This window comes from Kitasatospora sp. NPDC058063, assembly GCF_042885395.1.
In the GTDB taxonomy this organism is placed as follows: Bacteria; Actinomycetota; Actinomycetes; order Streptomycetales; family Streptomycetaceae; genus Kitasatospora; species Kitasatospora lactacystinica.
In genome coordinates this window covers 123,890-138,244 of record NZ_JBHVSD010000004.1, presented here as the reverse complement: position 1 = coordinate 138,244, position 14,355 = coordinate 123,890, and the positions used below count along the sequence as shown (strand labels likewise).

At 74.4% G+C, this 14,355-nt stretch carries 13 protein-coding genes; 2 read left to right on the top strand and 11 right to left on the bottom strand.

The genetic code is table 11. From position 1 onward, the window contains the following. The first annotated feature begins 66 nt into the window (after nt 1-66). Together ACFVUY_RS08685 and ACFVUY_RS08680 are read left to right on the top strand one after the other, a co-directional pair. Nucleotides 67-429, top strand: a complete 363-nt coding sequence (locus ACFVUY_RS08685; protein ID WP_387694977.1) for a YciI family protein — start codon at nt 67-69, stop codon at nt 427-429. A gap of 4 nt (nt 430-433) precedes the next feature. After that, nucleotides 434-1,684, top strand: a complete 1,251-nt coding sequence (locus ACFVUY_RS08680; protein ID WP_387728367.1) for an RNA polymerase sigma factor — start codon at nt 434-436, stop codon at nt 1,682-1,684. 10 nt (nt 1,685-1,694) lie between these two features. On the opposite strand, the gene ACFVUY_RS08675 is transcribed toward ACFVUY_RS08680, so the two are convergent. The 11 genes from ACFVUY_RS08675 to ACFVUY_RS08625 form a co-directional block, all read right to left on the bottom strand. Continuing rightward, the gene (locus tag ACFVUY_RS08675; protein ID WP_387728365.1) at nt 1,695-3,083 is read right to left on the bottom strand and encodes an alkaline phosphatase family protein; all 1,389 of its coding nucleotides are present in this window, start codon (nt 3,081-3,083) and stop codon (nt 1,695-1,697) included. Beyond that, complete coding sequence (eboE, locus tag ACFVUY_RS08670; protein ID WP_387728363.1) at nt 3,080-4,222, bottom strand: metabolite traffic protein EboE; 1,143 nt, start codon at nt 4,220-4,222, stop codon at nt 3,080-3,082. Before eboE ends, ACFVUY_RS08675 begins: the two co-directional genes overlap by 4 nt. Continuing rightward, the gene (locus ACFVUY_RS08665) at nt 4,219-5,079 is read right to left on the bottom strand and encodes a TatD family hydrolase (protein ID WP_387694973.1); all 861 of its coding nucleotides are present in this window, start codon (nt 5,077-5,079) and stop codon (nt 4,219-4,221) included. Before ACFVUY_RS08665 ends, eboE begins: the two co-directional genes overlap by 4 nt. Then, nucleotides 5,076-5,789, bottom strand: a complete 714-nt coding sequence (locus tag ACFVUY_RS08660; RefSeq protein WP_387694972.1) for an EboA domain-containing protein — start codon at nt 5,787-5,789, stop codon at nt 5,076-5,078. The genes ACFVUY_RS08665 and ACFVUY_RS08660 overlap by 4 nt, the downstream gene beginning before the upstream one ends. Further along, nucleotides 5,786-6,685, bottom strand: a complete 900-nt coding sequence (locus ACFVUY_RS08655; RefSeq protein ID WP_387728361.1) for a sugar phosphate isomerase/epimerase family protein — start codon at nt 6,683-6,685, stop codon at nt 5,786-5,788. The genes ACFVUY_RS08660 and ACFVUY_RS08655 overlap by 4 nt, the downstream gene beginning before the upstream one ends. Then, nucleotides 6,682-7,584, bottom strand: a complete 903-nt coding sequence (locus tag ACFVUY_RS08650) for an SCO3242 family prenyltransferase (protein ID WP_387728359.1) — start codon at nt 7,582-7,584, stop codon at nt 6,682-6,684. The genes ACFVUY_RS08655 and ACFVUY_RS08650 overlap by 4 nt, the downstream gene beginning before the upstream one ends. After that, nucleotides 7,581-8,747: an inositol-3-phosphate synthase gene (locus ACFVUY_RS08645; protein WP_387728357.1), complete on the bottom strand. Its 1,167-nt coding sequence runs from the start codon at nt 8,745-8,747 to the stop codon at nt 7,581-7,583. Before ACFVUY_RS08645 ends, ACFVUY_RS08650 begins: the two co-directional genes overlap by 4 nt. Before the next feature lie 35 nt (nt 8,748-8,782). Next, nucleotides 8,783-10,066 (bottom strand): PQQ-dependent sugar dehydrogenase, encoded by a 1,284-nt coding sequence (locus tag ACFVUY_RS08640; RefSeq protein ID WP_387728355.1) that lies wholly within the window; start codon nt 10,064-10,066, stop codon nt 8,783-8,785. Between the two features lie 674 nt (nt 10,067-10,740). Beyond that, entirely contained in the window at nt 10,741-12,330 is a 1,590-nt protein-coding gene (locus ACFVUY_RS08635) for a PQQ-binding-like beta-propeller repeat protein (protein WP_387728353.1), read from the bottom strand. A 133-nt stretch (nt 12,331-12,463) separates the two neighbouring features. Beyond that, nucleotides 12,464-13,621, bottom strand: a complete 1,158-nt coding sequence (locus ACFVUY_RS08630) for an epoxide hydrolase family protein (protein WP_387694966.1) — start codon at nt 13,619-13,621, stop codon at nt 12,464-12,466. Between the two features lie 70 nt (nt 13,622-13,691). Then, on the bottom strand, nt 13,692-14,105 hold the full coding sequence (locus ACFVUY_RS08625) for an SgcJ/EcaC family oxidoreductase (RefSeq protein ID WP_359912889.1): 414 nt from the start codon (nt 14,103-14,105) through the stop codon (nt 13,692-13,694). Between the last annotated feature and the right edge of the window lie 250 nt (nt 14,106-14,355).

Genomic DNA, 14,355 nt, shown 5'->3' with positions numbered 1-14,355 from the left:
GCCGCCCGCGGCGACGTCTCAGGTGCAGAGATCGACCCGCCGCGCGAGGGACCAAGGAATGATGAGATGAAGTACATGCTGTTGATCCACATGAACCCGGTCGTCTGGGACGGCCTGTCGGAGCGGGAACGCAACGAGGTCTTCTCCGGACACGCCACGTTCGAGCAGAAGATCCTCGACTCCGGTGAGATGGTGATGACCCAGGCCCTCGCCGATCCGTCCGGCAGCGCCACGGTCCGGGTCCGCGAAGGCCGCCCGGCCGTCACCGACGGCCCCTACCTGGCCGCCAAGGAGTTCCTGGCCGGCTACTACCTGGTCGACTGTGCGTCCAAGGAACGCGCGATCGAACTGGCCGGCCTGATCCCCGACGCCCGCTACACCGGCATCGAGGTCCGTCAGGTCGTCTTCGAAGCCGATACGGAGAGCTGAGCCGATGAACCACGACGTCCGGGTCGAGGACCTGCTCCGATCGCTCGCACCGCAGGTCCTCGGCGCGGTCGTCCGCCGCTACGGGCACTTCGACGCCTGCGAGGACGCCGTCCAGGACGCCCTGCTGGCAGCCGCCGTCCAGTGGCCCGAACAGGGGGTCCCCGGCAACCCCCGGGCCTGGCTGATCACCGTGGCCGCCCGCCGGGTGATCGACGGGCTGCGCAGCGAGCAGGCCCGCCAGCGCCGCGAGGCCACCGTCGCCGCGCTCACCCCGGCCGACGAGACCGTGACGCCCGGGCCGGGCGAGGAACCCAAGGCGGCCGAGCAGGACGACGTGCTCACCCTGCTGTTCCTGTGCTGCCACCCCTCGCTCACCCCCGGCTCGCAGGTCGCGCTCACCCTCCGGGCCGTCGGCGGCCTGACCACCGCGCAGATCGCGCACGCCTTCCTGGTCCCCGAGGCGACCATGGCCCAGCGGATCAGCCGGGCCAAGCAGCGGATCAAGGCCACCGGGTCGTCGTTCCGGATGCCCCCGCAGAGCGAGCGCCAGGAACGGCTGGGGGTCGTGCTCCAGGTGCTCTACCTGATCTTCAACGAGGGCTACACCACCACCAGCGGCCCCGACCTCCAGCAGCCCGAACTCGCCCGCGAGGCCATCCGCCTCACCCGCGAGCTGCACCGGCTGCTGCCCGGGGAGGGCGAGGCGGCGGGCCTGCTGGCGCTGATGCTGCTGACCGACGCCCGCCGGCCGGCCCGCACCCGGCCCGACGGCAGCCTGATCCCGCTCGCCGAACAGAACCGCTCGGCCTGGGACCAGTCCGCGCTCAAGGAGGGGCTGGCGCTGATAGCCGAGACCCTCCCGCGGATGGTGGCGGGGCCGTACCAGGTGCAGGCGGCGATCGCGGCCGTGCACGGCGAGGCCGTGCACGCCGAGGACACCGACTGGCCGCAGATCATGGCCCTGTACGAGGTGCTGGAGCAGATGGCCCCCGGCCCGATGGTGACGCTCAACCACGCCGTCGCCCGCGCGATGGCCCTCGGCCCGGCGGCCGGGCTCGAACTGCTCGGGACCCTGGAGGCCGACGGCCGGCTCGCGGAGCACCACCGGCTCGCCGCGGTCCGCGCCCACCTGCTGGAGATGAGCGGCGACCGGGAGGCCGCCCGGAACAGCTTCCGGGAGGCCGCCCGGCGCACCGGCAGCATCCCCGAGCGCCGCTACCTGGAGTCCCGGGCCGAAGCACTGAACGACCGGTGACGGCCGCTCGTCAGCGGCCCAGGCCCTGGAGTCCCAGCAGCAGCTCGGGGACGTCGGTGGCGCCGATCGCGCCCGCCGCGTCGAGGACGGGCCGCCACGCCGGGTCGGAGCAGATCAGCACCGGGCCGTCGGCGGGCGAGTCCGGCAGGCGGCCGTGCGAACCGCGGACCCAGGAGGGGTCCAGCGGCACCACGTTCATGGTGTGGCGCAGGCCGAGCTTCTTGCGGGCCAGGCCGAGCGCGGCCCGGGCCCTGGCCAGCGGGTCCGCCGGGTCGAAGAACAGCTCGGCCGGGTCGTAGCCGGGCTTGCGGTGGATCTCGACGGACCGCGCGAAGTCGGGGGCCCGCGCGTCGTCCAGCCAGTAGTAGTAGGTGAACCAGGCGTCCGGGTCGGCCACCGCCACCAGTTCGCCGGACCGGGGGTGGTCGAGGCCGTGGCGGGCCTGGTCCGCGCGGTCCAGCACCTCGGCCACGCCGGGCAGCCGGAGCAGCTGGTCGCGCACCCTGGGCAGGTCCGCCTCGTCGGGGACGTACACGTGGGCGATCTGGTGGTCGGCGACGGCGAAGGCCCGCGAGGCCCACGGGTCCAGGTACTCCATCCCGGCCTGGGTGTACACCTCCAGCAGGCCCTCCCGGCGCAGTTCGCGGTTGATGTCCACCGGGCGCCGCACCGCCGTGATGCCGTACTCGCCGAGCGCGACCACGGTCGCGCCGGACTGCTCCGCCTGCTCCAGCAGCGGCGCCAGCTCGGCGTCCACCGCCCGGGCCGCCGCCACGGCCTGCGGCGCGTCGGGTCCGAAGCGCTGGAGGTCGTAGTCCAGGTGCGGGACGTAGACCAGCAGCAGGTCGGGCCGCTCGGCGGCGAGGATCCGGCGGGCCGCCGCGACGATCCAGCGGCTGGAGGCGATCCCGGCCGTCGGGCCCCAGTACTGGAAGAGCGGGAAGGGCCCCAGCTCGGCGGTGAGTTCGTCGCGCAGCGCCGCCGGCCGGGTGTAGCAGTCGGGCGACTTGCGGCCGTCGGCGTGGTAGACCGGGCGCGGCGTGACCAGCAGGTCGGTGGTGGCGCCCATGGCGTACCACCAGCAGACGTTGGCGACCCGGTAGCCGGGATGCCGGGAGCGCGCGGTGTCCCACACCTTCGGCGCCCGGACCAGCCGGTTGTGCTGGCGCCAGAGGTGGATCTCCCCGAGCTCCCGGAAATACCAGCCGTTGCCGACGACGCCGTGCTCGGCGGGCAGCCGGCCGGTGAGCAGCGTGGACTGCACGCTGCAGGTGACGGCGGGCAGCACCGTGCGCAGCGGGGCGGACCCGCCGCGCCCGGCGAGCCGAGTGAGGTTCGGCATGTACGGCAGCAGGCGCGGGGTCAGGCCGACCACGTCCAGCAGGACCACGGGTTTCAACGGTCCGCCCTTTCGCCGATCAGTTCGCGCTCGGCCCAGACGAGTTCGGCGGCTATCCCGGCCGGGATGTCCACGGGGACGTCGGTCGGGGCACCGGTCGGGGCGCCGATCGGTCGCCCGGGCAGCACCGGCCAGGTGTAGGTCTCGACCTCGATCACCGTCCGCTCCCGCACGGCCGCCACCGCCCGGCGGAGCACATCGGTGGTGGCGCGCAGCGGCGCGGGGGGCGCGGCGTGCAGCGGCACGTGGAAGTGCACCCGCCAGGGCCACCGGCCGGGCAGCCGGTCCAGCGCCTCCGGCAGGTCGTCGGCCGCGAGCACCCGGCCGGCGCCGTCGGACTCCCGCACCTGGTGGAGGTAGCGGGGTTCGGCGTAGTCGGCGAGCAGCCGGCGGGCCGCCGGGTCGTTCGGGTCGTCCACGTGGAGGGCGGCCGAGGCCTGGATCCTGACCACGCGCAGGCCGGCCCGTTCGACGGCGGCCACCGTCCGCTCCGGGTCGGCGAAGGAGACCGCCAGGTGGCAGGTGTCGAGGCAGAGGCCGACGAATTCGAGGTCCGCGCGGGTGGCGAGCCAGCCGACGGCGTCCTCGACGGTGTCCAGCACGCAGCCCGGTTCCGGCTCGACGGCGAGCCGGATCGGCCGGCCCGCCCGCGCCGAGACGGTGCGCAGCGCCGCCGCCGTCCGGCGCAGCGCCTGCTCGGCGGCCCGGTCCGCGGCGGGGGACCACGGACTGCGCCAGGCCAGCGGCAGCGTGGAGATGCTGCCGCCCTCGGCGTCGTCGGGCAGCAGGCCGGCCAGCACGGTGGCGCAGTCGGCGGTGTAGGCGGCGCGGGCGGGTTCGGTCCAGTCCGGCCGGTACACCGCGTGCTTGACCACCCGCTGGTGGAAGCCGCCGTAGGGGAAGGCGTTCAGGGCGAGCACGGACAGGTCCCGGGCGTCCAGTTCGGCCCGCAGCCGGCGGAGCAGGGACGGGTCGGCTGCCAGTGCGGACGCGACGTCGGCGGCCAGCCACAGGCCCAGCCCGAGCCGGTCGAAGCCGGTGCGTTCGCGGATCGGACCGGCGCAGGTGTCGAGCTGCCGCAGGATGCCGGGCAGGTCCTCGGCCGGGTGGACGTTGGTGGAGTAGCAGAGCCGGTTCACGATCCGCCCCGGAGCACCGAGTTGCCCGCGAAGGAGGCGCCGTCGGCGTCGTCCCGGATTCCCTCGTCGAGGACCAGCCGCCCGCTGCGGCCGTAGAACTCGACGGGGTTGTGCCAGAGCACGGTGTCCACGTCCGCCGCGGTGAAGCCGGCCGCCAGCATCGCCCGGCCCACCTTCTGCGTCTTGAGGGGGTCCGAATTCCCCCAGTCGGCGGCCGAGTTGACGAGGATCCGGTGGGTGCCGTACTCCTTCAGGACGGCGACCATCCGGTGCTCGTCCATCTTGGTGTCCGGGTAGATCGAGAAGCCCATCCAGCAGCCGGAGTCGGCGACCGTCGCCACCGTGACCTCGTTGAGGTGGTCCACCAGGACGGAGCCCGGGGCGATGCCGGACTCGCGGACCACGTCCAGGGTGCGGCGGGTACCGGCGTGCTTGTCCCGGTGCGGGGTGTGGACCAGGACCGGCAGTCCGTGGTCGACGGCCAGCTCCAGCTGACGGGCGAACGCCTCGTCCTCGGCCCTGGTCATCGAGTCGTAGCCGATCTCGCCGACCGCGACCACGCCGTCCTTGCCGAGGTAGCGCGGCAGGACGTCCAGCACCTCGACGCAGCGGGGGTCGTTGGCCTCCTTGGGGTTCAGGGCGAGCGCGCAGTTGTGGCTGATCCCGAACCGGGAGGCCCGGAACCGCTCCCAGCCGAGCAGGCCGTCGAAGTAGTCGGTGAAGGACCCCGGGTTGGTACGGGGCTGGCCGAGCCAGAAGGCCGGCTCGACGACGGCCCGGACACCGGCCGCCCGCATGGCCCGGTAGTCGTCGGTGGTGCGCGAGGTCATGTGGATGTGCGGGTCGAAGATCCTCATGACCGGGCCTCCTGCGGTCGCGGGGGGACGAGGGCCAGCAGGACGCTCATGCCGAGCAGCACGCGCAGGTCGGAGCCGATCTCCCGGCCGGCCGCCCGCCGTTCCTCGGCCAGGTCGCGGGCCATCCGCAGCAGTTCGGCGTCGGTGCGGGTGACCAGGTCCGCCACGGCGCCCAGCGGCACCTCGGTGAACAGGCACTTCAGCACGCCGTGGCGCCACTGGTCCTGCTCCAGGTGCCGGGCCGCGAAGGGGCCCATCGCCGCCGCGACGAGGCGCGGGTCGTTAGTGCGCAGGCCGTCGGCGACCAGCTCCAGGCCGAGCCGGCGTACGCCGTCCGGCAGGTCCGGCAGCGCGCGCAGCACCCCGCGCCGCTCGGCGGCGTCGCCGTGCCGGTAGAGCTTCTCGACCTCGGCCGCCAGGACCGCCCCGGGCAGGGACCCGGCCAGCACCGCGAGCAGCCGGGCCCGGGCCCGGTCGTCGACCGTGCCGTGCACCAGTCCCTGGGGGTCGGAGTTGGGCTGCACCGGCCCGCGCCCGACCATCCGGCCGGCCAGCGGGAACTCCTGGTGGATCGTGCCGGGCCACTCGCGGACCCGGCGCTCGGCGCAGGTCAGCCAGTCGTCCTGCGGGTGCCGGTACGGCGGCGGGGCCGGCCGGCTCCCGCCGTAGACGCTGGTTTCGATCCAGCGGTGTTTCTCGGTCTCGGTCATGATGGGCGGTCTCCGATCGTGGACGACGCCGGTGCACCCGTGTGCGCCGGCGGAACGGAAACGGTCTCCTGGGCCCGGCGTATCGCCGCCAGGGCCGTTCGCGCGGTGGTCGGTGCGGCATGGCTGTGCCGGGGCAGTTCGACCGCCGCGACGCCGCTGTAGCCGATCCCGTCGAGGGCGGCCAGCGTCGCGGCGAGATCGAGTCGCCCCGCTCCGAACTCCAGGTGCTCGTGGACACCCGGAAGCATGTCGTCCAGCTGGACGTTGACCAGCAGCCCGGCCGCGCGCCGGACGCACTGCGCGGCGTCCACCGGCTCCACGGCCACGCAGTGCCCGACGTCGAGGGTGATGCCGAGGGCATCGGGCTCGCCGAGCTCGCGGCGCAGGTCGAGGGCCTGGTCGAGGTGCTGGACGACCATGCCGGGTTCGGGCTCCAGGCCGAGCCGCACCGCCCGGCGCCCTGCCTCGGCCAGGACCGGGCCGAGGTGCCGGACCAGCCGTGCGCGGTTGGTCCGTCCGTCCACCCCGGGCTCGCTCACGCCGGACCAGAAGGACACGCAGTCGGCGCCGAGCGACTCGGCGATCCGGACGGCGCGGAGCAGGAAGTCGATCCTCGGCGCGGCGTCCCCGGACACCAGCGTGGGGTGGTGCTTGCGGTACGGGTCGAGCAGGAAGCGCGCGCCGGTCTCGACCACGCAGCGCAGGCCCGCGGCGGAGAGCAGCGCGGCCAGCCGGTCGGTCTCCCGGGCCAGGTCCGGGCCGAAGGGATCGAGGTGGTGGTGGTCGAGGGTGAGGGCGACCGAGGTGTAGCCCAGGTCGGCGATGACCCGGACCGCGTCGGCGAGCCGGTGGTTGGCGAAGCCGTTGGTGCCGTACCCGACGGCGATCGCGCTCACGTCGGGCTCCTGCGGGCGGACAGCCGGCGGGCCAGCGGGAGGGCGCCCAGCACCAGCGCGGCGGCCGGCAGCGAGCCCAGCCGTGCGGCCAGCCCGGCCTGCAGCGGCACCATGCCGTGGATCCCGGCCACGGTCGCGGTCCGGACCGCCGCCGCCGTGCCGCCCGCGGTGCCGTCCGCGGTCGGTCCGGTGGACCGCACCGGGCCGGCGGCGAGCTGGGCGGGGCCGGTGGCGGCCGCGTACCCCAGTGCGCACAGCGCCCCGGCCGTGCGGTGCCGGGCCGAGGCGGCCCGGCCCGTGCCGGTCAGCAGGGCGGTGACCGCGGTGGCGGCCACCGCCAGCCGGGCGTCGGCGGAGCGGCCGCCGTGGACCTCGCCGCGGGACAGCGCGGTCACGCCCAGGGTGTGGGTGGCCAGCGCCAGCGCCGGGACGCCGGCCGCCCGCCAGTGCCCGGATCCGGCGCCGAGCAGGACGTCCAGGCCGCGGCAGGCCGCCATGCCCAGCGGGGCGGCGGGGGTCGGCTTCAGCACGGTGTCGTACGCCCACACCGCGGCGGTGAGCGGCACGGCGATCCGCAGCGCGTCGGACCCGCCCGCGAGACCGGCCAGGGCCAGTCCGGTGGCGCCGAGCCCGGCCGCCGCGGCGAGCGCGGCCCCGGGCGCGATCCGACCGGACGGGACGGGGCGCTCGGGGCGCTCCAGCGCGTCGACCGCCCGGTCCGCCCAGTCGTTCAGCGCCATCCCCGACCAGTACAGGGCGACGGAGGCGAGCGGCAGGGCCAGCCGTCGGCCGCGCAGCGGACGGCCCGCCGCGACCGCGCCGGCCACGGTGTCCCCGAGGACGGTGAGCGCCGCCGGTGCCCGGACCAGGTCGAGCCACGGACGCAGGGCGGCCCTCATCGGGCCACCTCGATCCGCCGCACCCAGGACACCAGGTCCTGTTCCTGCTGGGCGAGCCGGTGCTCGTCGCTGCCGAGCGGGTCCTTGAAGAAGAAGGCCAGTGCGCCGAGCGGCCCGGACTCCCCGGCCGCGTGCGCACCGGCCACCAGCCGGGCGAGGTCGAGGACCAGCGGCGCGGCGAGCGCCGAGTCGTAGCCGTCCCAGCTCAGTTGCAGGCTCATCGAGGTGCCGAGGAAGCCCTCGAAGGAGACGTGGTCCCAGGCGACCTTGCGTTCGCCGAGGTCGGGGACGTGGTCGATGTGCAGCGGGGCGGTGACCTCCCCGCCGAGCAGCGCGGCCAGCCCGCGGGTCTTGGACTCCAGCTTGCCCTGCGCGCGGCCCGCCACCCCGAGGTTGGCGCCGTCCCCGCCGCCGAGCAGGTTGGTCCCCGACCAGGACCGCACCCGCAGCCCGCGGGCGAGGAACATCGGTGCCAGCACGCTGCGCAGCAGGGTCTCGCCGGTCTTGCCGTCGCAGCCCGCGTACGGCAGGCCGTGCCGGTCGGCCAGTTGGGTGACCGCCGGGATGCGCAGACCGGGCGACGGGGTGAAGTCGACGTACGGGCAGCCGGCCGAGAACGCCGCGTACGCGGAGAGGGCGGCCGGGCCGAGCACCCGGCGCCCCTCCTGGGCGAGGGCGCGGTCGAGGGCGGCCAGGTCGGCGTGTTCGGGCAGCGCCCGGAGCGGGGGCTCGGTGGAGGAGACGTTGACCACCACGACCCGCTCCAGGCCGTGGGAGCGCCGGAAGTCCGCGAGGTCGGCGGCGAGCCGGTCCGCGGCCTCGGCCTGGGTGGCCGGGGCGTCGTCGTCCGGGTCGTGGCCGCGGCGGATCTCCCGGTCGGCGGCCGCGAGTTCCTCGGCGACCGCCGACGGGAGCCGGCCGGGCAGCACACCCGCGGCGGCGAGCTCCTCGGCCCGCTTGCCCAGCGGGGTGGAAACGAGGTCGTGGCCGCCGGTGACCAGCTCGGACCAGCCGGGGAAGACGCCCGGATCGAGGTCGAGCCGCTCGCTGACGCTGCCGGTCGCGGGGACGAGCCCGGCCCGCAACGCGGCGAGGCCGCAGACGGCCGTGGTGGCCACCGACCCCCTGCCGCCGACCAGCCAAAGTCCGGTCCTGCCTGCCATGGTGCGACTGCCTTTCGGTGAGGAGGGATGACGTCCTACGAGCGGTCCCAGCCCGCCCAGCGCCAGAGCCGGCCGGTGCCCCGCCGGGACTCGACGCCGTGGTCGGTCATCTCGAACTCGCCGAAGTCCAGGATCAGCAGCGCGTCGTCGCCCGGCGCGAAGCCGACGTCGATCGGCCGGTGCAGTTCGGGACCGGACGGCAGGCCCCGGGTGGACCAGTCGGCCGGGTCGACCAGCAGCAGGTCGCGCCCCAGCTGGGGGCCGCCCGGCGGCAGGGTCATCGGCGCCTCGTCCCCGAACAGCGTGACCACCAGCTGCCCGGCCAGCGGGGAGCGCGGGGGCGCCACGGCGAACTTGGTGGCCGCGACGTGCGACTCGAAGTCGAGCACCGGCCGCTCCGGCGGCGGGAGTTCGCCGTGGTTGGCCAGCAGGAAGGTCGGCTGCGGGCCGCGGGTGGGCTTGAACGCCGGGTCCGTCACCGGGATGCCGCCGATGAAGTCCGGCCAGCCGTACCAGGCACCCTCGCGCACCTCGAACAGCAGGTCGGGGGCGTTGCCGATCGGGCGGCTGCCGCGGTCGTCGGCGCCCTGGTCGACCGCCAGCAGGCGCCCGTCCGGCAGGAAGCCCAGGCCGAAGGCGTTGCGCATCCCCCAGGCCACCAGCTCCAGGTTGCCGCCGTCGAGGTCGCAGCGCAGCACGGCCGCGCTGCACGGCAGCCCGGCGGGTATCCGCTGCCCCGGCCGGGTCGCGGTGCCGAACGGGGCGAACGCGCCGGTGGTGGTCCGCGCGCCGGGCCGGCCGGCCAGCGGGTCGTCCGTGGTGACGTTGAAGCCGGTGAGCTCGATGTCGAGGCCGGGGATGTCGTACGAGTGCGGAAGGCGTCCCAGCCAGCCGAGTTCGTAGGCGTCCAGCCCGATGATCCCCAGGTTGGACATCGCGCCCTGGGCGAAGTACAGCTTCCCGTCCCGGCCGGCCACGGCCATGTCGATGTGGTAGTTGCCGGGCCCCGGCATGCCGTCGACGATGACGGCCCGCTGCCCGTCCGGGCCGATCCGGGTGATCCGGCCGGCCCCGCCCTCGGAGACGTACAGGTGGTCCTGGTGCCAGAGCAGTCCGGTCACCGGGGCGGCCAGGCCGTCGGCGATCAGCGTGCGTGACGAGGTGTCGGTTCCCGGGCCCAGACGCCAGATCCGGCCGCCGGGGGCGGCGCCCCCGAAGGGCAGTCCGGACTCGGCCAGATACACCTGGCCCGCGTCGTCGAAGGTGAGGCTGGTCGGGAAGTCCAGCCCGTCGGCCAGTACGGTGGGTGATTGCACCACGGTTCCTCCACGGTCGTGCCCACAGAAGATCCGCCGCCCCGGTGAGGTCGGCGACGGGTCGATGTGTAGCAGCGTCCACGAAGCATGGTCAAGAACCGCCCGGGCGCTCGCCGTTGGCCGCGTGTTTATCGACACGGTCGGGAAATGCGCAGTTCAGGCGGTGTGTGAGGGCTGTGGGGAGCAGGTCGGACCGGGGCCGTGGGCCCGCGTGGGCACCGCACGACACGAGAAGTCCCGGGCGCTCCCGCGCACCGGTGACGGGCCCTGCGCGACTGTCGTCCGTGCGTGGGCCGGAGTCCGAGCCGCCCTTCAGTGGTCACTCTCGGTAGTTCCCGGCGGGCTCCCTTCCCTCGTGGTCGCAGTGGTCGACGGCCGCCGGGGAAGGCGTCCACTCCTTCCCCGGCGACCGCGACCGTGTCGAGGCACCAGGGCCCTCGACCGCCGGGGTCCAGGCCCGGCACTTGGTAGACGAAGCCGACCGCCGCGGATCGACATCGGACGGCAGAAATTTCGGGAGATCTTCTGCCGTGCGGCCCCGGCCCGCGCGCCCGCCGCACGCCGCCGGAACACGCGCCGGGAACGCACGCACGACGGCCACCGGCGCGGCGTGGGACGCCGGCCGGTGGCCGTCGGGGCAGGAGCGGTGGGAGAGCGGGGCGGTACGTGCGAAAGGGTCAGAGCGAGTAGGCGACCAGCTCGAACGAGTGGCTGGTCGAGAGCCCGGGGGCGCCCGCGCCGACCAGCAGCAGGTTGCCGCTCACCGCCGGGAAGGAGATGATGCCGGCCGGTGTCCTGGCCGTCCACAGGGTTGAGCCGGTGGCGGTGTCGAACGCGTACACCTGGCCGTCGAAGGTCGAGGTGAAGACCACGTCGTTGGCCACCGTGGCGGCACCGAGCGCCATCTGCGGCAGGTCCCGCTGCCAGAGCACCTTGCCGGTCGCCACGTCGGCGGCGGTGAGGCCGCCCCGGCCCGCGGCGTTGTCGGGCAGTTCCAGCCCGCCGGTGGCGCCGAGCTTGCTCGGGTTGTCGACCCAGGGAACGAAGAGCCGCCCGCGGGAGAGTGCCATCGGCGTCTCTATGCCGCCGATGATGCCGGGCAGGACGGTGACCGGGGTGTCCGGCAGCGGTCCCTCGTCGTTCAGGTGGGTGCCGACCGGCAGGGTCCACAGCGGGGTTCCGTCGTCGGCCCGGTAGGCGAAGACCTTGCCCATCTTGCCCGCCGTCACCACGACCTCGGTGGGCACCCCGCGGACCTTCGTGGTGGTCACGATCGGGGGTTCCTGGAGGTCGTAGTCCCGCAGGTCGTGCGGTGCGGCCTGCTGGTACCAGAGCAGCTTGCCGGTCCTGCTGTCGAGTGCCAGCAGGCAGTTGGTGTAGAGGTTGGGGCCCGGCCGGCTGCTGCCGTTGGGGTACTCGGGGGTGCCGGGGAGCGGGGCGGGGTTGGCGATGGAGACGAAGAGCCGTCCGTGCTCGTCGAGGGCCGGCGCGAACCAGGTCCCGCCGCCGCTGTTGATCTCCGGGTGGCCCCAGAGGTCGCCGTCCTTGACCGTGTTGAAGCTCCAGCGCGGATTGCCGGTGGCGGTGTCCAGCGCGAAGATCGTCCCCATGGCGCCCGGCACGTACTTGCCGAAGGTGTTCGGGACGGTGCTGACCACGACGGTGTCCTCGTACACCTGGGGGGCGACGTCGATGCCGCCCTGGCCGGCGGCGATCAGCTCCCGCGACCAGACGGTCCGGCCGGTCGCCGGGTCGAGTGCGAAGGCGCCGGTGAACGTGGTGCCGAAGAGCAGGCCGCGCGCGTAGGCCACGCCGTTCGGCCCGACCGAGGGGCTGTTGAAGACGCGCTTCCAGCGGACCTTCCCGGTCTCCTTGTCCACCGCGTAGACGTCCGAGTTGAGATTGATCAGGTACACCGTGTCGCCCACCACGACCGGATTGGAGGCCATGATGCCGGCGAAGGTCGGCGTGCCCTCCAGCGGGAGCCGCCACTTCACCTTGAGGTTCTTGACGTTGTGGGAGTTGATCGGCGTCCGGGTGACGTTCCTGGTGTTGGTCAGATCGCCGTTGGAGAGGGGCCAGTCCCGCGGGTGGACCGGGCGGCCGTGGCTTCCCTCGGCCGCCTCCGGGCCCGCGGAGGCGAGGTCCGGGGCGGCCATGCCGGGCCCGATCGCCAGCGCGGCGGCGGCCAGCGCCGTGAGCACCAGCCAGCCGGGTCTGCGGCGGCCGCGCCGCCCGGTGCCGCGGGACTTCAGGATCAAGGACACATCGACTCCATTTCCGTCCGGTGTCGTTGCTCGACTCCGGGCCTGGGTGAAACCTGGGTGGGGAGGGACGGCGGACCGGGTTCCCCGGCCGTCCCTCCCGGGGTCGTCGGCGGTCTCGCGGGTGCGCCGGCGGTCAGCGCACCCGGCGCGCGAACGCCCGGACGTCGCCGACGAACAGCTCGGGCTCCTCCAGCGCGGCGAAGTGCCCGCCGCGCTCGAACTCGGACCAGTGGGCGAGGGTCGGGAGGATCTGCTCGGCCCAGCGGCGGATCGGCCGGACGGCGTCCTGCGGGAAGACGGCCACCCCGACCGGCGCGGCGAGCGGCCAGGGGCCGGCCCAGGTACGGATGAAGTCGGAGTCCAGCCGGTTGGACTCGTAGTAGAGCTGCGCGCTGGAGCCGGCGGAGGCGGTGAACCAGTAGATCGCGGCGTTGGTCAGCAGCCGGTCGCGGGCCACCGCGTCCTCCGGCGCCGACTCCGCGGCCGTCCACTCCTTGAACTTCTCCACGATCCAGGCGAGTTGGCCCACCGGCGAGTCGGTCAGGCCGTAGCCGATCGTCTGCGGCCGGGTGGACTGGATCTTCCGCCAGCCGGCCCCGTCCTGCTCGAAGTGTGCGGCGAACTCCAGCCGGGCCAGGTCCGCCCCGTCCAGGTTCGCGAACTCGGCCGGGTCCTGCGGCGGGAAGGTGGCGAGCATGTTGAGGTGGACGCCGGCGACGTGCGCCGGATCGGCCAGGCCGAGCTGGAGGGAGACCGGCATGCCCCAGTCGCCGCCCTGGACGAGGTACCGGTCGTAGTCGAGGCGGTGCATCAGCTCGGCCCAGGCCCGGCCGACCCGGGCGGTGTCCCAGCCCGCCTCCTGGGGGCGGCCGGAGAAGCCGTAGCCGGGCAGCGAGGGGACGACCACGTGGAACGCGTCGGCCGGATCGCCGCCGTGTGCCCGCGGATCGGTCAACGGACCTATCACGTCCAGGAATTCGACCACCGAGCCGGGCCAGCCGTGGGTGATGATCAACGGCGTGGCACCCGGCTCCGGCGAGCGCACGTGCAGGAAGTGGATGTCCACGCCGTCGATCTCGGTCAGGAACTGCGGGAACGTGTTGAGGTGCTCCTCGGCCTTGCGCCAGTCGAAGCCGGTGCGCCAGTACTCGGCCAGCTCCTTCAGGTAGCCGAGCGGCACCCCGCGCTGCCAGCCCACGCCCGGCAGTTCACCGGGCCAGCGGGTCGCCGCCAGCCGGCGGTCCAGGTCGTCGAGGGCTTCCTGCGGGATGTCGATACGGAAGGGGCGCATGCCGGGTCCTCTCAGTGGACGCTCGGATCGGAGGTGCGGGCAGCGCGGGCCGCAGCCGGCCCGCCGGGTCTCAGGCGGCGATGGGCGTGTTCTGGTACGAGGCGATCCGCCAGTCGGAGCCCTGACGGGCCAGCACCCAGGTCGCGCGGATCGCGCGCTCGGCCGTCACCTCGGTGTCCCCAGGCGCCAGCACGCCGCCCTGGGTGACCAGCACGGCCACGTCCGCGGCCAGCGGGCGGACCGACACCGGCTCGCCCGTGACCCGGGTTCCCTTGAACGGGCCGGCGAACGCCTGGGTCATGAAGGCGCGGATCGCCTGACGGCTCGTCAGGTAGATGTCGCCGGGCAGGATCAGCGTCGCGTCCTCGGTGAAGACCTCGGCGAAGCCGTCGGCGTCCTGGGCGGCCCAGGCCGCGACGATCCGCTCCGGAACGGCGCGCAGCGCGGAGGCCTCGGGGGAGTTGGGCGGGGGAGTGGCGGACATGGCTCTCTCCTTCTCCGGTGGTCCCGGCCGCGATCACGGCGGCCGGGTGACGGCCAGCCTCACACCGGGCCTCGGAGGGTGACAACTCCCCGATTGCGCTCGATCGTCGGGCCGCCGGGTGGCCTGGACACGCTCCGGACGCGCCGCAATCCGGGAGATGCGGGCGTCCCGCCCGGCTGCCAGCCTCGACAGGGCCGATCAACGACCGCGGCCCGGACGGCCAACCGTCCCGCGTGGGCCGCCCACTTCG